The sequence below is a fragment of the Pseudomonas sp. BN415 genome, from assembly GCF_029871195.1.
GTDB lineage: Bacteria > Pseudomonadota > Gammaproteobacteria > Pseudomonadales > Pseudomonadaceae > Metapseudomonas > Metapseudomonas resinovorans.
Genome location: NZ_SSOK01000063.1, coordinates 234,080 through 251,768 on the forward strand (window position 1 = coordinate 234,080; position 17,689 = coordinate 251,768).

A 17,689-nucleotide genomic window follows, 5' to 3' on the forward strand; every position below is an offset into this window, starting at 1 on the left:
TTCTGTCTCCTGGGCGCTGAAATCGAAACCAGGAGCCCAGCATGACCACTTTCACCACCCAACCCGGCACACCGCTCACCGAGCGCCCACTGGATGAGCGCGAAGGGCTGCTCAAACACTATGTGCGCAAGATCCTCGCCGCGCCCGTGTACGACGTGGCCATCGAAACGCCCCTTCAACTGGCACGGCAGCTCAGTGAGCGCCTCGACAACCAGGTGTTGCTCAAGCGCGAAGACCTGCAGCCGGTGTACTCGTTCAAGATTCGCGGTGCCTACAACCGCGTGGTACAGCTGAGTGAAGCGGAGCGTGCGCGCGGGGTGATCGCCGCTTCGGCTGGTAACCATGCGCAGGGGCTGGCGCTGGCCGCGCGTGAGCTGGGCGTGCAGGCGACCATCGTGATGCCGCGCACCACACCCGAACTGAAAGTGCAGGGCGTGCGCTCGCGTGGCGGCAAGGTGGTGCTGCATGGCGATGCTTTCCCCGATGCCCTGGCTCATGCGCTGAAACTGGCGGAGGAGCACGGCTTGACCTTCGTTCCGCCCTATGACGACCCCGACGTGATCGCTGGCCAGGGCACTGTGGCGATGGAAATCCTGCGCCAGCACGCCGGCCGCCTGGACGCGATCTTCGTGCCGGTAGGCGGCGGCAGCCTGATCGCGGGTATCGCCGCCTATGTGAAATACCTGCGCCCCGAAGTAAAGGTGGTCGGAGTCGAACCGGAGGACTCCAACTGCCTGCAGGCTGCCATGGCCGCCGGTGAGCGGGTGGTGCTCAGCCAGGTGGGGCTGTTCGCCGATGGTGTGGCGGTGGCGCAGATTGGCGCACATAACTTCGAGGTCTGCCGGCATTTCGTCGATGAGGTACTGACGGTGAGCGCCGACGAGATCTGTGCGGCGATCAAGGACATCTACGACGACACCCGCTCGGTCACCGAGCCTGCCGGTGCCCTGGCGGTGGCCGGGATCAAGAAGTACGTGGAACGCGACGGCGTCAGCGGCCACACCGTGGTGGCCATCGACTCGGGCGCCAATATCAATTTCGACCGCCTGCGCCATGTGGCCGAGCGTGCCGAGTTGGGGGAAAAGCGCGAGGCAATCATCGCCGTGACGCTGCCCGAGCGCCCGGGTGCTTTCAAGGCCTTCTGCGAGGCTTTGGGCCGTCGGCAGATCACCGAATTCAACTACCGCTACAACTCGGGGGACGAGGCGCACATCTTCGTCGGTGTGCAGACCCATCCGCTGACCGATCCGCGCCTGACTCTGGTGGAGAACCTGCAGGAGCAAGGTTTCCCGGTGCTGGACCTGACCGATAACGAGCTGGCCAAGTTGCACGTCCGTCATATGGTGGGAGGCCGCGCTGCGTACATCGGCGAAGAGCGGCTGTTCAGTTTCGAGTTTCCCGAGCGCCCCGGCGCTTTGTTCAACTTCCTCGACAAGCTGGGCGGGCGCTGGAACATCACCCTGTTCCACTACCGCAACCACGGCGCTGCCAATGGTCGCGTGCTGGCCGGGCTGGAAGTGCCGGAGGATGAGTCCCACCTGATCCACGAGGCACTGGACGAAATCGGCTACCCCTACCGGGAGGAGAGCGACAATCCGGCCTGCAAGCTGTTCCTGGGATAGCGTCTGCTTTTTTCGGGGGGCGATCTCAATCGCCCAGCGAACCACAGGTGCGCCTTTCGACATCCGAAGGGGGCAGCGTTGCTGCCCATGGCCAATGAAGTGGTTATGTCTGCGTAACGTGTTGAAGGCCCTGGAATCCCTTGTAGGCGCTGGCTTGCTAGCGAACGCGGACATTTTCGCCGGCAAGGACTCGGCGTCCCCCTGGCTCCTTCAGGCAATTCCGACAAAAGCGATGTTAACGCTAACAATCTGGTGTTAGAGTGCGCCACATTCGTTGACCGATCCTTTGGAGGACTGCCCATGTTGACCTGCGGAGAGCTGCTGGTTGAGCTGTTGGAAGGCTTTGGCGTGGATACCGTGTTCGGTATCCCGGGTGTGCACACGGTGGAGTTGTATCGCGGCTTGCCCAATACCGGTATCCGTCATGTGACGCCTCGCCACGAACAGGGCGCCGGCTTCATGGCTGACGGCTATGCCCGTGTCTCCGGCAAGCCGGGTGTGTGCTTCATCATCACCGGCCCGGGCATGACCAACATCACCACCGCCATGGGCCAGGCGTATGCCGACTCTATTCCCATGCTGGTGATCTCAAGCGTCAACAACACCGAACAACTGGGCATGGGCGGTGGCCGCCTGCATGAGCTGCCGTCGCAGCGCAACCTGGTGTCCGGTGTCGCCGCCTTCAGCCACACCCTGATGCGCCCGGACGAACTGCCGGAGGTACTGACCCGCGCCTTCGCTGTGTTCAATGGTGCCCGTCCGCGCCCGGTACACATCGAGATTCCGATCGACGTGATCACCGCCCCGGCGGACCACGTACGCCGCAAGTTGGGCGCGCTGCCGAGCCGCCCCGGCCCTTGCCTGGACGCCATCGCCCGCGCTGCCGAAATGCTCAAGGGCGCCAAGCGCCCGCTGGTCCTGCTGGGTGGCGGCTGTGCTGATGCAGGCGCTGAAGCACAGCGTCTGGTCGAAGCGCTGGATGCACCCACCGCGTACACCATCAATGCCAAGGGCGTGCTGCCCAAGGGACACCCACTGGCGCTTGGCTGCAACCAGGCCTGGGTGCCGGTGCGCCAGATGGTGCTGGAGTCGGACGTGGTGCTGGCCATTGGTACCGAGTTGGGCGAAACCGACTACGACGTGGTGTTCGACGGCAACTTCCGTATCGAGAGCCAGCTGATCCGCATCGACATCGACGCCGAGCAACTGAATCGCAACTACCCGGCCGATATCGCCATTCTCAGTGATTCTCGCAAAGCCATTGCTGCCCTGGCCGATGCGTTGGGCACGAAGGCTGCCTTCAATGCCGACAGCGCGGGCTCGAAGCGCGCCGCTGCTGTGCGCGAGCAACTGGACGCCCAGTGGCCGGAAACCTGGAACGGCCAGCGCAAGGTGCTGGAAACCCTGCAGCAGACCTTGCCGGACCTGATCGTGGCGGGCGATTCGACCCAGCCGGTGTATTCCGGCAACCACCTGTTCGAGGCCACCCGCCCGCGCAGCTGGTTCAACTCCGCGACTGGCTACGGCACCTTGGGCTACGGCCTGCCAGCGGCCGTCGGCGCCAAGCTGGCGGCCCCCGAGCGCCCGGTGATCGCGCTGATCGGCGACGGTGGTATCCAGTTCACGCTGCCGGAACTGGCCTCGGCCGTGGAAGCCGGCGCGCCGATCATCGTGCTGCTGTGGAACAACAGCGGCTACGGGGAGATCAAGCGCTACATGAAGAACCGCGACATTCCCACCATTGGCGTCGACATCTACACCCCGGACTTCCAGGGCCTGGCCCGTGCCTTTGGCTGCAATGCCGAGAAGGCGGAAAGCCTGGACCACCTGAAGGACTTGCTGCTGGCTGCGGCGAAGGCTGACCGCCCGACGGTGATCGAGGTGTGGGAGCACGCGGAGTTCCTGGCCTGATCCAGGCGAGGTCTTCGCTTTTCTGTGGGGGCGAATTCATTCGCCAAGGGCAGCGTAGCTGCCCTCATCGAGGCAGCAGGGCGAACCTGCGGTCCGCTTGGCGATTGAAATCGCCCCTACAATTGCGTGCTCCACTGGGTGCCAATAGGGATAATGCGCCTCCCCTGAAATGGCGCCAGAGGCCAGGATGTCGACCAAGAGCAAACCCACGCTGCAGGACGTAGCCCGGCTCGCCGGGGTTTCCGGCATGACGGTGTCGCGGGCCCTCTCCAAGCCCGACGTGGTCTCTGAGCAGACCCGGCTGAAGGTCGAGCAGGCGGTGCGTGAGCTGGGCTACGTGCCCAACCTCGCCGCCAGCCAACTGGTGACACGCCGTAGCGGCATCGTCGGGGCGCTGATCACCACCATCACCAACCCCATCCTTGCCACCACCATCGAGATCCTCCAGCAGGGCCTGGCCCGTGCTGGCTACCACCTGCTGATCGGTGAAACCCGATTCTCCCAGGAAGAGGAAGGCAAGCTGCTGCGAGCGTTCCTCGGCCGCCAACTGGACGGCCTGATCCTCGCCTATGGCTATCACGCGCCGGAAACCCTGGAGCTGCTCCAGTCCACCGATGTTCCGGTGATCGAACTCTGGGACCTGCCCGAGGGCGAAATGCCGCGCCAGCCCGTGGGCCAGGTGGTGGGCTTCTCCAACTGGGCCGCCGGCGCTGCGGCGGGGCGTCACCTGGTGGAATGCGGTTACTGCAAGCCGGCCTTTTTCGGGTTCGACGATGAGCGCGAAAACTTGCGCTTCGCCGGTTTCCGCCAGGCCATTCTCGACGGCTTGGGCATCGAACCGCAGCGTTTCAATACTTCGCCTGTGCCGCACATCGATGATGGCGTGGAGGTGATCCAGCGCTTCGCCCGCGGCGAGATCAACTGCGACAGCGCTTTCTTTACCAACGATATGCCAGCCATTGGTGCGCTCTTCACCTGCCAGCGCCTGGGCATCCGGGTTCCTGACGAACTCGCCATTTGCGGCTTCGGCGACCTGCCCATTGCGCGGGTGGCGATGCCCTCGCTGACGACCGTGCGAATCCCTGCCGAGCGCGTGGCCAACGCCACCGTGGAGTTGCTCTGCCAGCGCATTCGCGGCGAGCAATCCTGGGACGCACTGGTGGACGTGGGCAGCGAACTGGTGGTGCGGGAGTCGACGACGCTAAGGCGTTAACAGCACATGCACCGCGCGCGGCCCATGGGCGCCGTAGAGCAACTGGCCGCCGATATCCGCCGTACTGGACGGACCTGTCACCAGGTGCACCGCCTGGGTGTCGCGCGCCTTCAGCAACGGCCAGAGTTGCTCCAGGCGAGCCAGCAGCCGGCTGCGTGACAGCACCACCAGGTGGTGCTCCGGCAGGAAGTTGAGCCGGGGCGGATTGTCGGCATCGGCGAGCATCACCAGGCTGCCCGTTGCGGCGATACCGGCGAAGGCCTCGCCAACGGAGACAGCGTGATGCGGCTGGGCGGTGCCGACGTCCACCGGAAGGTCGCACCAATCCAGGCTGGCCAGGGATGGGGCGAGGGCGACCGGTCCTGCCAGTCGCCGCCGCGCCAGATAGCTGGTGAGGGCGTCAGGCAGCGCCTGCATGCCTGGCAGGCATTCCAAGGTCACGCCGGTGGCGGCGAGCCGTTCGCGCAGGCGTTGCTCCAGGTCGCCGGCAGCGGCCAGGGCGATGGCGCTGGAGAATGGCCTGGGCGCCGGGGCATCACCCGGCTGACGCCCGACTGCCAGACGAATCTTGTCGAGGATCGCTGCGCGTGAGTCGCTCATGGTGCATCCCTTTTCTGTTGTTTTTCCCAGAGTCGCTGGAAGGTCGCGCCCTGTGGTGCCGGCATATCGCGTTCGGCTGTCCAGGCACCGGCAAGGGGCAGGCGACGCAAGCGTCCTCGGCTGCCGGCAACCCGGCGCAGGATTTGCGCGAGCATCGCGCTGGCGAACCGGTAAAGGGCAGGGCGGCGCGCCAGGGCGCCCCACAGGCGCAGTCCCCAGCGACTGCCGGCTGGCGTCAGGTGCCGTTGCCACTGCTGATGGCGCAGCTCGCGGAGCATGTCTGGCAGAGGAATCTGCATCGGGCACACTTCTTTGCAGCGGCCATTCAGGGTGCAGGCGTTGGGCAGGTCGCGGGTGTCTTCGAGGCCGGCGAGGTTCGGCGTCCAGACCGATCCCATGGGCCCGGGATAGATCCAGCCATAGGCATGTCCGCCGACCCAGTTGTACACCGGGCAGTTGTCCATGCACGCGGCGCAACGGATGCAGCGCAGCATGGGACGGAATGCGCCGGCGAGCATCTCGCTGCGGCCATTGTCCAGCAACACCACATGGCATTCCTCCGGACCATCATCGGCTGGGCCGCCGTAGATCGAGGTGTAGCTGGTCAGCGGCTGGCCGGTGGCGCTGAGGGCCAGTAGTTGTAGATGGGTGCCCGCGTCGGCCAGCGTCGGCAACACCTTCTCGATGCTCGCCAGGACGATGCGCACCCGTGGCAGCAAGCTGGTGAGGTCGCCGTTGCCCTCGTTGGTCACCAGTAAGTGCGTGCCGTCCTCGGCAACGAGGAAGTTGGCGCCGGTGATGCCTACGTCCGCGTCGATGAACCGTTGGCGCAGCAGTCGACGGGCTCCCGCCAGCAGGTCAGCCGGGTCTAGCAGGTACTCGTCGCGGCCCAACTCTTGGTGGTGCTCATGGAACAGCGCCTGTACCTGCCTGAGCGTCTTGTGGATCGCCGGGCCGTTGATGTGGCTGGGCGGTTCGTCGGCTAACTGAAGGATGTACTCGCCCAGGTCGGTTTCGAAGCGTTGGATACCGGCGCGGGCCAGGGCAGCGTTGATGCCCATTTCTTCGCCGATCATGGTCTTGCCTTTGATGACCTGGCGCGCTCCGGCCTGCCGGCAGATGGCGAGGACTTGCGCCTGGGCTTCCTCCGGGGTGGCGGCCCAGTGGACCTGGACGCCGCGTCGGGCGGCAGCGGCTTCGTAGCGCTCCAGGTAATGGTCGAGGTGCGCCAGGGTGTGATCCTTGATGGCGCGTGCCTCGTCGCGCAGGGCCTGGATACTGCCGGTGGCACCTACCTGGCGGCGAACGTGGGCGGCGAAATGACGGTTGTCGGCCATCGCCTCTTGCAGCTCGGGGTCGGACAGCGCGACACGGGACGCGGACTTGAAGCGCGCGGAACGCAGTTCCATCAGTCGTTTCTCCCTTCGCCGATTGCGAGGCCGTCGGCCATGCCCGCCAGCACTTCGGCAGCGTGAAATACCCGTACCGGACTGCCCAGCCGGGTCAGGCGGCCGCTGATGTTGAGCAGGCAACCGAGGTCGCCGCCGAGCACGATGTCGGCGCCGCTGGCATGGATGTTCGCGACCTTCTGGCTGGCCATGCGCGCGGAGATATCGGGGTACTTCACGCAAAAGGTGCCGCCGAAGCCGCAGCAGGTTTCCGCTTCGTCCATTTCCACCTGTTCCAGCTCGTCGACCCCGGCCAACAGGCGCCGTGGTTGGTGTTTGATGCCCAGCTCACGCAGGCCGGAGCAGCTGTCGTGATAAGTGGCAATGCCAGGCACGCGTGCGGCGGGACGAAAGTTCATGACTTCGTCGAGGAAGCTCAACAGCTCATGGCTACGGTCCGCCAGATCGAGCGCGCGACCATGCCAGGCCGCATCGTCCTCGAGCAGCTGCGGGTAGTGCAGCTTGAGAAGACTGACGCAGGAGCCGGAGGGGCCCACCACGTAGTCGTAGCCGTCGAACGCCTCGATCAGTTTCTGCGCGAGTTCACGCGCGAGTGCTGTGGCACCGCTGTTGAAGGCCGGCTGGCCGCAGCAGGTCTGGTTTGCGGGCACTTCCACCTGGCAGCCGGCCTGCTCCAGCAGGCGGACGGCAGCGAAGCCGACACTGGGGCGGTAGAGGTACACCAGGCAGGTGTGAAAGAGCGCCACGCGAGGTTTCGGGTTGGACATCGGGCACCGGCTGAGTCGAAGTTGGGTGTGGCGGACTCTATGTTAGCGATAACATTCATGTCAACGCGATACCGGACAGGGGTGACCTGCGGTCCGGCGCTGTTGGAGAATGCAGCGTTTTCCTTTCCCGAGTCGCGATGCCTTGAGCTCCTCCGTCTTCGACCTTGCCCAGTGGCTACGACTGGAAGCCAGCCTGATCGATGCCATCGGCCAGCCGGAATTTCCCGCGCGCCTGCTGCAGGCACTCTTCGCTGCCGTGCCCATCGACACGGCCTTCATCGTCGCCCATGCCCCGGGCCAACCCCCGCTCATGCTGGAGGAAGGGCGGGTGCTGCCCGCGCGGCGCGAGGAGGTTCATCGTTATCTGGCTGGCCCCTACCTGCTGGACCCGGTGCATCTGGCGTGTGTCGAAGGGCGTCGCCAGGGATTGGTGCGGCTGGCGGATATCGCCCCCGACCAGTTCCAGGCGTCCGAGTACTACCGCAATTTCTACTCCTCCCACGGGCTGGCGGATGAAGTGAACATTCTCATCGGCCTGGAGCGTACAGGCGGCATTGCCCTGTCGATGGGGCGAATCGCTTCCCACGGCGCCTTCGCGCCCGAGGAGCTTGCCGTGCTGGCTTCCATCGAGCCTCTGGTGGCCGCTGCTGCCCGCAGGCACTGGGCTGCGGAAGCGGTCAGCGGCGATGGAGCGGGGCAGGCCCTGCACGCGCAGTTGGAACGCGCCTTCAACCGCTTCGGTGGTGACTGCCTGACTGATCGGGAGGCTGAAGTCGCGCGGCTGATCCTGCGGGGGCACTCGTCGAAATCGGTGGCGCATGAACTGGCCATCAGCGCGGATACGGTGCGGGTCCATCGCAAGAACATCCATGCCAAGCTCGGCATCAGCTCCCAGGGCGAACTGTTCTCGCTGTTCCTGGCCGCCATCGCCACGCCCGGCGCGGCATGACCGGGCATTTACCCTAATCTGGGTATGGTTCCGCCCGATGGCCGAACCTAGGCTGTCCCCCATCGTCACCACCGGCCGCGCGCCGGTGGCCAATCGGGAGACAGCTGCATGGCCAACACACACATCCAATCATTGCGCATCAGCGGCGAGCGCCTCTGGAGCCGCCTCATGGACATGGCGCGGATCGGCGCCACCGAACAGGGCGGGTGCAACCGGCAGGCCCTGACCGATCTGGACAAGGCAGGCCGCGACCTTTTCGTGGGCTGGTGCCGCGAAGCGGGTTGCGAGATCAGCGTGGACCAGATGGGCAACATCTTCGCCCGCCGCGCCGGCCTTGAAGACGACCTGCCGGCGGTGCTCACCGGCTCGCACCTGGATACCCAGCCTACCGGTGGCCGCTTCGACGGCGTCTATGGCGTGCTGGCGGGACTGGAGGTGATCCAGACTCTGAACGACGCCGGCGTTCGCACGCGTGCCCCGCTGGAGGTGGCGGTGTGGACCAACGAAGAGGGCGCGCGCTTCTCGCCGGCCATGATTGGCTCGGGTGTCTGGGCGGGTGCCTTCGACCTTGCCTATGGCCACGGCCGCACTGACAAGCAGGGCGCGTGTATCGCCAGCGAACTGGCCCGCATCGGCTACCTGGGCGAGCGCCCCGCCCGGGCTCGCCCACTGGCGGCTTCCTTCGAAGTGCATATCGAGCAGGGACCGATCCTCGAAACCGAGGGCCTGCAGGTGGGCGTGGTCACCGGAGTGCAAGGTATCCGTTGGTACGACCTGACCCTGGAGGGGCAGCCGGTGCATGCCGGCCCCACGCCGATGACGGTGCGTCGCGATCCATTCATGGGGCTTGGCGCCATCCTTCCGCGCCTTTACCAATTGGCCGAGGAACATGGGCCCTGGGCTCGCGTGACCTTTGGCGACATCCGCGCCGAGCCCGGCTCGCGCAATACGGTGCCGGAGCGCCTGGTGCTGGCGGTGGACCTGCGCCACCCCGACCAGGCCGTACTGGAGCGGCTGGACGCCGACTTTCGACGCATCGTTGCCGAGGAATCCAGGCGTCATCGGTTGCAGGCCGACATTCGCGAGGAATGGCATTCCCCGGCAGTGACGTTCAATGGCGATTGCGTGGCGGCCGTGCAAGGCGCGGTGGATGCGCTCGGCTATTCGCATCTGCGGATGTGCAGCGGTGCCGGCCATGATTCGGTGTACCTGTCGCGAGTCGCCCCCACCAGCATGATCTTCGTCCCCTGCGAAGGGGGCATCAGCCACAACGAGGCGGAAAACGCCGCACCTGCCGACCTTGAAGCCGGCGCCAACGTCCTGCTGCACGCCATGCTGCGCATGGCTCAATCCTGACCTGGAGAACCTGATGAGCGCATTCACCCTGAAACACCGTCGCGACGGTGGCGACACCCCTCGCCTGGAAAACTGGGGGGCCGATTCCGAGTACGGCGTCCTGCGTGACGTCCTGCTCGGCCCGGTGGATCACTACCACTGGCTGGAAACCAGCTCCATTTCGCGCAAGAGCCTGCGCCTTGGCTACCGCTTCGACGCCGCCGTCGCGCGTGCCCAGCATGCGGAGATGGTGGACGCGTATCGGGAGGCGGGCGTGACGGTACACATGCTGCCGACGGACCCGAGCCTGAAGTATCAGGTGTTCGCCCGAGATTCCAGTGTGATGACGCCCTTCGGTCCTATCGTCACCCAGATGGCCCAATGGTGGCGCCGTGGCGAGTACGCGCCGGTGATCCAGTTCTACAAAGACAACGGCATCCCGATCTACGACATGGTCACGGCCGGGTCTTTCGAAGGCGGCGACTTCATGATGCTGCAACCGGGCGTGATTCTCTGCGGCTATACCGGCGAGCGCTCCCAGGAGCCGGCGGTGCAGCAGATGAAGGGCTGGCTGGAGGCCGAAGGTTGGGAAGTGAAGCTCTACGGCATGGACCCCTTCTTCGTGCACATGGACGCCCTGTGCGTGATGCTGGCCGAGCGTCTGGCGGCCGTGTGCGTCGACGCCGTGGAGCCGGAGCTGGTTGACTGGCTGAAGGCCAAGGGCATCGAGATTGTCGATATCCCCTTCAAGGATGCGATGGAGTTGGGCTGCAATGTGGTGGCGCTGGGCGAGGGCAGGGTGCTGTTGCCTTCCACCAGCAAGACGCTGAAGGAGAAGTGCCTGGCGCTGGGCCTCAAGGTCTATGACCCGGACATCAGCATGATCGCCAAAGGCGGTGGCGGCGTGCATTGCATGTGCCAGCCGCTGCGCCGCGATCCGGTCTAGAGACCGTCTCCAGCGACGCCTTGTGGGGACGATTGAAATCGCCCCCCACAAGGCCAGCATTCAGCCGCCGGTGTTCGCTGGCTCCTCACGCCAGTGCAACAGCCATTCAGCGAAGCGCTCTATCTTGGCATCGCGGCTTTGCTTCGGCACCACGACGTAGTACTTCCCGGATACCAGGGGCTCCTGGCATGCAATGACCAGGCGACCGTCTTCCACTTCCTTCGCCACAAAGAAGCGCGGCAGCACGGTGACGCCCAGCCCGTGCAGGGCGGCGTCGAGGACGAACTGGAAGTGCTCCAGGCGTTGGCCGGGCAGGGCCTCGATCTCCTTGGAGGAAAGGCCGGCACTGTGCAGCCAGAGCTGGGTCGAGGACTTGGTCAGGCTGGTGAGGGAGCTGTGGTGGAGCAAGGGATAGCGCAGGATGTCGCGCCGCTCGACGATCGGACCGAAGCGCTCCAGCAGGTCCGGCGTGCAGACTGCCACCATTTCGCCGGCCATCAGGAAGCGCGCCTCGAACTCCGGCCAGTCGCCGTCGCCGTAGAGAATCCCGACGTCATAACCTTCGTGCCGGTCATAGAGACGGCGCAGGTCGTTCATGATTTCCAGTTCGACTTCGGGATGCTCGCGGGCGTATTCCTTGAGCTTGGGCAGTAACCATCGGGTGGTGAAGGAGGGTTCGGCGCCAACTCGCAGCCGTCCTGAGTGGCTGCTGCGCACACGCATGGTGGCGGCCTCCAGTTGGTCCAGCAGCAGGCTGACTTCCTGTACGTACTCGCGCCCACTGTCCGTCAGCATCAGGCGCTGCCTGACCTTCTCGACCAGCGTGCACCCAAGCATGTCCTCCAGGTTCTTGATCTGTCGGCTGACGGCACTTTGCGTCAGGTTCAGCTCCTCCGCTGCGCGGGTGACGCTCATATGCCGGGCGAAGGCGGCAAAGCAGCTAAGGGAGATCATGCTGGGAAGTTGACGGCGCATTGAGTTCATGACGTTTTGGAATGAAAGTCTGAAAGATAAATCGATATTCGCACCTGAACAAGCGCCCTAACCTGCGACGCGAGGAAGGAAGTAGTGGGTCGGTGCTTTCTGGCGAAAGCGTAGGCACAAGGAGGCACCGAACTGCCCACCCATGTCGTTACCAGCTCGGCGGGAACGCTCAATGAATCAAACAACAAATGAACAGATGCTCCGTACCGACCTCGCTGCCGCTTACCGGCTGCTGGAGGTCAATGGTTGGAGCGACCAGGTCTTCACCCATATCTCGGTCAGGCTGCAGACGGATGAGCCTGCTTTCCTGATCAACCAGTACGGCCTGCGTCCGGACGAGGTCACCGCCTCCAACCTGGTTGCCATCGACGTCAACGGCCGCAAGCTCGACGACCGCGCCCCCGAAGTCAACCCCGCCGGTTTCACCATCCACAGCGCCATTCACATGCACCGCCACGATGCCGTCTGCGTGATGCATACGCACACCTTGGCCGGCATGGCCGTGGCTGCCCTGGAAGAAGGGCTGTTGCCGCTGAACCAGACCAACATGGCCTTCTACGAGCGGGTTGCCTACTACGACTACGAAGGCATTCCGCTGGACCTGGAAGTGCGCCAGCGCATCGTCGCCGCCCTGGGCGACAAGAAAGCCGCCATCCTGCGCAACCATGGACTGCTGACCGTCGGCCGCAGCGTGGCCGAGGCCTACTTCCTGATGTTCTACCTGAACAAGGCCTGCGAGATTCAACTGGAGGCCATGAAAGCTGGCCGTCCGCTGCGCATTCCGTCTCATGAGGATTGTGATTTCACGGCCCGCCAGTTCGACAACGAACGCTACCACCTGGAAAGCGTCGACCTGGTCTGGCAGGCCGAATTGCGTCGACTGGACCGCCTGGACGCAACCTTCAGGGCCTGATGCCCGTTCCGAACGCTTGAATCTGCCGTGCGAGCCGGGACCACCAGCGACCGGTGCAACATCCACTACAAATACAAAAAGGTGTGACCATGCAAGAACAACCCGATGCCGGATCGGTACTTCCCCAGTCCGGAGGTCCCTTGAGTCAGTACAGCACCGCACAGCTGCTGCGTTTCCTGATCCCGTCACTGATTGGCGTGATGCTGTTCCTGGTGCCGTTCGAGATCAACGGCAAGAGCAACATCCTCATTGCCTACGTGATCGACTACATCAACGACGTGGTCAAACCGATGATGGTGCCGGTCACGGTCGGTGTCGCCACCATCCCCAGCCTGCTCACCCTGCTGGTCACCTTCAGCGCGCTGAAAAAGAACCCCAACCGCTTCATCCAGCTGTTCAACCCGGGGCTGGGCTGGACCGCCGTGCGCGTCATCGGCGCCGTGCTGATGGTGATGACCTATTGGAAGATCGGGCCGGAGTGGATCTGGCACCGCAACACCGGCGGCGTGATGCTCTATGACGTCGGCCCGGTCGTATTGGCCATCTATTTCCTCTCGGCCATCCTGCTGCCGCTGCTCACCGACTATGGACTGATGGAGTTCGTCGGCAGCCTGGTCAGCCGTGGCTTCGAGAAGCTGTTCGGCCTGCCCGGCCGCGCTGCGGTGGACTGCATGGCCTCCTGGCTGGCGGCCTCCAGCGTGGGCATCATCCTCACCACCCAGCAGTATCGCCAGGGCTTCTACACCAGCCGCGAGGCCTGTGTGATCGCCACCAACTTCTCCATTGTGTCGATTGCCTATTCCTACCTGCTGCTGAAACTGATCGGCATGGAGCACGTCTTCGTGCCCTGGTACATCGCAGTGGCCATCACCGGCCTGCTCTGTGCCCTGATCGTGCCCAAGTTGCCGCCGCTGCGTGGCAAGCCGAATGCCTATAACCCCGTCGTGGGCAAGCAGCTGAAAACCGATCGTCGCGAAGGCGAAGGCCTGTTCGCCCTGGGCCTGCGCCGCGCCATCGAGCGTGCCGATACCGCGCCGTCGATCTTCGCCCAGGTGCGCCATGGCGTTCACGTCAGCATGGACATCGCCATCTCCGTCTACCCGGCGATGATGGTGATCGGCTGCCTGGGCCTGGCCTTGGTGGAGTTCACTCCGCTGTTCAAGTACATGGCGATTCCGCTGGTGCCCTACATGGAACTGCTGCAGTTGCCGGAAGCCGAGAAGGCCGCCCCCGCGCTGCTGGCCGGCATGGTCGACAGCATCATGCCGTCAATCCTGGGTGCCAGCATCCAGAGCGAGGTCACCCGCTTCGTGATGGTGGGCGTGGCGGTCAACCAGATCATCTTCTTCACCGAAGCGGCGATTCTGCTGATTCGTGCCGACATCGGCTTGAAGCTGCGTGACCTGCTGATGATCTACGTGCTGCGGGTCCTGGTTTCGCTGCCGATCCTGGCGCTGCTGGGCCACCTGATCGTTGGCTGACCGGCGGCCGGGGTGCCGCCAGGTACCCCGGCTCCACGCCCATAACAAGATTCCCGATTCGGACTTCACTGCCATGGATAAACACACCGACTTCCGCTCGTCGAACCTGCCGGGGCCTTCTGGCGCCGCCGACCTCGTGCTGCTCAACGGCCGCATCTACACCGTGGACGAGTCCAACTCCTGGGCCGAAGCGGTGGCCATTCGCGGCGGGCGGTTCGTCGCGGTCGGCTCCAGCGCCGAGATGGATGGCCTGATCGGCGCCCATACCCAGGTCCTCGACTTGAAGGGCCGCTTCGCCATGCCCGGCATCTACGACATGCATACCCATCCGGACCTGAAGCTGGCGCCTGGCTACGCGGGGTATCTGGAAGTGGGTGTCGAGGACCCGACACCGGAGCAGGTCAAGCAGGCCATTCTCGACTACGCCGATGCCCATCCTGGCGATGGCTGGGTCTACGGCCAGTATTTTGTCCGTTACACCTTCAAGCAGGCCGGCCTGGTGCCGGATCGCGAATGGCTGGACAGCGTCCTGCCGGATCGCCCGGTGGCCATCCTCGACCGTTCCTGGGGCTGCATGATGGTCAACTCCAGGGCATTGGAGTTGGCCGGTATCGACGCCAATACCCTGGACCCGCGTCATGGCTACATCGAGCGCGACAGCGTGACGGGTGAGCCCACCGGCATCCTGGTCGACGGCGCCTACGCACTGATTCATGCCGCCATGCCGCCGACTCCCCAGCACGCGCTCAAGCGTGCGTACCGCGAAGGCGTCTGGTTCCAGAGCGGTCATGGCGTGGTTGGTACCAAGTACGTGCACGTCTGCGAACACCGGCTGAATGCGCTGAAGTCCATCGACCAGGTCGGCGAGCTTTCAGTCCGCGTGGAAGCCGCAATCAGTTGGCAGGACGATATCTTCCCGGTGAAGCGCCGTTGGGAGCTGCTGGCCGGCGAGCGGCACTTCTATAGAAGTGCGCGGCTCAATGCCAATGCGGTGAAGTTCCACTTCGACGGTACCCACGAGTCGCGCTCGTCCTACCTGTCCAGCGCCTGGCCGGGCGAAAGCAGCTGGCGCGGTCACCTCAACCTGACGCCGGAGCACATCACCGACATGGTGGTGGACATGGATCGCAAGGGCATCCGCGTGATCGCCCATTGCACCGGTGACGGCGCCTCCGACCTGTTCCTCGATGCCGTAGCCGAAGCGCGCCGGCGTAACGGCGACAGTGGCGTGCGCCATCAGTGCGCCCACAGCACCACGCTGCTGGATGCCAACCTGCCGCGCTTCGCCGAACTGCAGGTAACGGCGGAGTTCTCGCCGGTGGGCTGGTTCCCGTCGTCCTTCGCCAACGCCCGTGCCGTGTTTGGCGAAGACCGCATGCAGCGCGCCTACAACTTCAAGGGTGTGCTGGAGCACGGCGGGGTCGCCGTGATGGGCACCGACTGGCCGGTTTCCAGCATCAATCCCTGGATCGGCTTCGAGGCCATGGTCACTCGCGAGAATCCCTACAGCGAGGAAGAGGGACAGTTCTATGGCAGTCCCATCAGCCTTGAGCAGGCCATCCGAGTGATGACGCTCAATGGTGCCTGGTGCATGGGGATCGAAAGCAAGGCCGGTTCCATCGAGGTGGGCAAGTCCGCCGACCTCATCGTGCTCGATCGCAATCTGTTCGAGGTGGCGCCCAAGGGGAACATCCACAACACCCAGGTGCAGCTGACCCTGCTGGAAGGCGAAGTGACCTGGGACCGACAGGGCGAGTTCGACGAAACCAGCTATGCCGCCACCTGGCGTGGCGAGTTGCCGAACTTCTGATGCGCAAGGCCGGGAGTATCCCGGCCGACGACCAAGAGGCAGGACGATGAGTAAACGCAATCCCATCCCCGTGACCATAGTTTCCGGCTTTCTCGGCGCCGGAAAGACCACCTTGCTGAACCGCATCCTCACCAGTGATCACGGTCTGCGCATGGCAGTGATGGTCAACGACTTCGGTGCCATCAATATCGATAGCCAACTGATCGTCAGCCAGACCCAGACCATGGTCAGCCTGGCCAACGGCTGTATCTGCTGCACCGTGGAGAGCGATCTGATCGAGCAGCTCGGGCGTCTGCTGGACGACCGCGCCAGTCGGCCGGAGTACATCGTCATCGAGGCGAGCGGGGTATCCAATCCGAGCAAGATTGCCAATACGCTGCGTTACCCGCAGTTCCGCGAAGCGCTGGCCATCGACAGCATCCTGACGGTGGTCGATGCCGAGCAGTTCGGGCAGCTGGACGGCGCCATGGCCCAACTGGCAATGGAGCAGCTGGATGTGGCGGACATCATCGTGGTGAACAAGATGGACCGGGTCGGTCGCGAGCAGATTGACGCGCTCAAAGCCCGCTGGTTTTACCCTAATGCCCGGGTGCTGGAGAGTCAGTACGGCGAGGTGCCGCTGGAACTGGTACTGGGTGTGGGGCGCTTCAAGGAGGGCTGGAGTTTCCGGCCCGCCGCAACCGCATCGGCTCCGGTGCTGGCGGCGACCAGGGAGCAGGATCACGCGGCAATCTTCGATACCTGGAGCTTTTCCACTGAGCGGCCGTTGTCTCTCAAGGCGCTGCGCAAGACCCTGGCTGCCTTGCCTAGCGAGATCTACCGCGCCAAGGGCGTTTGCCATATCGCGGAGGCGCCCGGTAAGCGCTGCGTTCTGCATCTGGTTGGCAGCCGCAGTGAGATCAAGCCGCAAGACAGCTGGGAGGGCATGGCACCCCATACCCAACTGATCGTCATCGGAGCGCGTGGGGCGGTGGATGCCGTTGAACTGCGGTCGGCGTTCGAGGCGTGTATTGCGTGTTGAGGGGCGGAGTGCCGGGGTTATTTGAGGGCGGACTTGTGGTGACGATTGCCATCGCCAAGCAAACTCGGCTTTGCTACTCGAACGTCCTGCGTTAGCTGTTGCGAGACATCGACCATCAGTGCAAGAGCCTACAGGCCATGCAGCTGCTTGCAACACGTAATCCAGACATTAGCTTTTGCCCTCCCGATAAAGAAAGAAGGCGCCACATGTGGCGCCTTCTGCCTTTCGAGGATTTGCATACATCGTGATTGCCTGCCTCTGAACGGCTCCGGGATCAGCTGATGCGGTTGGCACCCGTGCGGTCAGCGCCGCCTTCAGCGACATCGAAAGCCTTGGTGCGGTCGGAACCACCTTCGGCGACATCGAAGGCCTTGGTGCGGTCGGAACCACCTTCGGCGACATCGAAGGCCTTGGTGCGGTCGGAGCCGCCTTCGGCAACATCGAAGGCCTTGGTGCGGTCGGAACCGCCTTCAGCGATATCGAAAGCCTTGGTGCGGTCGGAACCACCTTCGGCGACATCGAAGGCCTTGGTGCGGTCAGAACCGCCTTCAGCGACATCGAAGGCCTTGGTGCGATCGGAGCCACCTTCAGCTACCCGCAGGGACTGGGAGCGGTCGGACCCGTTTTCAGCGATACGGTTAGCGCCGGTGCGGTCAGCGCCGCCCTCGGCTACGCGGTGGATGCTGGTGCGGTCGGAACCCCCTTCAGCGACAACGGAACCCTGGGGC

Annotated in this window: 15 protein-coding genes; 10 read left to right on the forward strand and 5 right to left on the reverse strand. The window is 64.2% G+C overall.

What is annotated here, in order from left to right:
* The first annotated feature begins 107 nt into the window (after window positions 1-107).
* From ilvA to E8F20_RS22005, 3 genes are all read left to right on the forward strand, one after another.
* Window positions 108-1,622, forward strand: a complete 1,515-nt coding sequence (gene ilvA / locus E8F20_RS21995; RefSeq protein WP_280285664.1) for a threonine ammonia-lyase, biosynthetic — start codon at window positions 108-110, stop codon at window positions 1,620-1,622.
* 300 nt (window positions 1,623-1,922) lie between these two features.
* On the forward strand, window positions 1,923-3,533 hold the full coding sequence (locus E8F20_RS22000) for a 5-guanidino-2-oxopentanoate decarboxylase (RefSeq protein WP_280285641.1): 1,611 nt from the start codon (window positions 1,923-1,925) through the stop codon (window positions 3,531-3,533).
* 187 nt (window positions 3,534-3,720) lie between these two features.
* Window positions 3,721-4,746: a LacI family DNA-binding transcriptional regulator gene (locus E8F20_RS22005; protein ID WP_280285642.1), complete on the forward strand. Its 1,026-nt coding sequence runs from the start codon at window positions 3,721-3,723 to the stop codon at window positions 4,744-4,746.
* Here the strand turns inward: E8F20_RS22005 and E8F20_RS22010 are convergent.
* The 3 genes from E8F20_RS22010 to E8F20_RS22020 are packed head-to-tail and all read right to left on the reverse strand — an operon-like array spanning window position 4,735 to window position 7,522.
* Entirely contained in the window at window positions 4,735-5,346 is a 612-nt protein-coding gene (locus E8F20_RS22010; RefSeq protein WP_280285643.1) for an LUD domain-containing protein, read from the reverse strand. The two genes, E8F20_RS22005 and E8F20_RS22010, sit on opposite strands and share 12 nt — an antisense overlap.
* Complete coding sequence (locus E8F20_RS22015) at window positions 5,343-6,755, reverse strand: lactate utilization protein B (RefSeq protein ID WP_280285644.1); 1,413 nt, start codon at window positions 6,753-6,755, stop codon at window positions 5,343-5,345. The genes E8F20_RS22010 and E8F20_RS22015 overlap by 4 nt, the downstream gene beginning before the upstream one ends.
* A complete protein-coding gene (locus tag E8F20_RS22020) occupies window positions 6,755-7,522 on the reverse strand; it encodes a (Fe-S)-binding protein (RefSeq protein WP_280285645.1) in 768 nt (255 codons plus the stop codon). The genes E8F20_RS22015 and E8F20_RS22020 overlap by 1 nt, the downstream gene beginning before the upstream one ends.
* Before the next feature lie 142 nt (window positions 7,523-7,664).
* On the opposite strand from E8F20_RS22020, the gene E8F20_RS22025 reads away from it, so the two are divergent.
* The 3 genes from E8F20_RS22025 (at window position 7,665) to E8F20_RS22035 (ending at window position 10,752) form a co-directional block, all read left to right on the forward strand.
* Window positions 7,665-8,471 (forward strand): helix-turn-helix transcriptional regulator, encoded by an 807-nt coding sequence (locus tag E8F20_RS22025; protein ID WP_280285646.1) that lies wholly within the window; start codon window positions 7,665-7,667, stop codon window positions 8,469-8,471.
* Between the two features lie 108 nt (window positions 8,472-8,579).
* A complete protein-coding gene (locus E8F20_RS22030; protein WP_280285647.1) occupies window positions 8,580-9,827 on the forward strand; it encodes a Zn-dependent hydrolase in 1,248 nt (415 codons plus the stop codon).
* Between the two features lie 13 nt (window positions 9,828-9,840).
* Window positions 9,841-10,752: an arginine deiminase family protein gene (locus E8F20_RS22035; RefSeq protein WP_280285648.1), complete on the forward strand. Its 912-nt coding sequence runs from the start codon at window positions 9,841-9,843 to the stop codon at window positions 10,750-10,752.
* Window positions 10,753-10,812: 60 nt separating this feature from the next.
* On the opposite strand, the gene E8F20_RS22040 is transcribed toward E8F20_RS22035, so the two are convergent.
* On the reverse strand, window positions 10,813-11,727 hold the full coding sequence (locus tag E8F20_RS22040; RefSeq protein ID WP_280285649.1) for a LysR substrate-binding domain-containing protein: 915 nt from the start codon (window positions 11,725-11,727) through the stop codon (window positions 10,813-10,815).
* Between the two features lie 181 nt (window positions 11,728-11,908).
* Here E8F20_RS22040 and E8F20_RS22045 point away from each other — a divergent pair, with 181 nt between their 5' ends.
* From E8F20_RS22045 to E8F20_RS22060, 4 genes are all read left to right on the forward strand, one after another.
* Window positions 11,909-12,649 (forward strand): class II aldolase/adducin family protein, encoded by a 741-nt coding sequence (locus E8F20_RS22045; protein WP_280285650.1) that lies wholly within the window; start codon window positions 11,909-11,911, stop codon window positions 12,647-12,649.
* Between the two features lie 89 nt (window positions 12,650-12,738).
* Window positions 12,739-14,130 (forward strand): YjiH family protein, encoded by a 1,392-nt coding sequence (locus tag E8F20_RS22050; RefSeq protein WP_280285651.1) that lies wholly within the window; start codon window positions 12,739-12,741, stop codon window positions 14,128-14,130.
* A gap of 73 nt (window positions 14,131-14,203) precedes the next feature.
* On the forward strand, window positions 14,204-15,940 hold the full coding sequence (locus tag E8F20_RS22055; RefSeq protein ID WP_280285652.1) for an amidohydrolase: 1,737 nt from the start codon (window positions 14,204-14,206) through the stop codon (window positions 15,938-15,940).
* Between the two features lie 46 nt (window positions 15,941-15,986).
* Window positions 15,987-16,961, forward strand: coding sequence for a GTP-binding protein (locus tag E8F20_RS22060; protein WP_280285653.1), 975 nt, complete (start codon window positions 15,987-15,989; stop codon window positions 16,959-16,961).
* Between the two features lie 274 nt (window positions 16,962-17,235).
* On the opposite strand, the gene E8F20_RS22065 is transcribed toward E8F20_RS22060, so the two are convergent.
* The coding region (locus E8F20_RS22065) for a hypothetical protein (protein ID WP_280285654.1) at window positions 17,236-17,689 on the reverse strand (454 nt) is incomplete at its 5' end.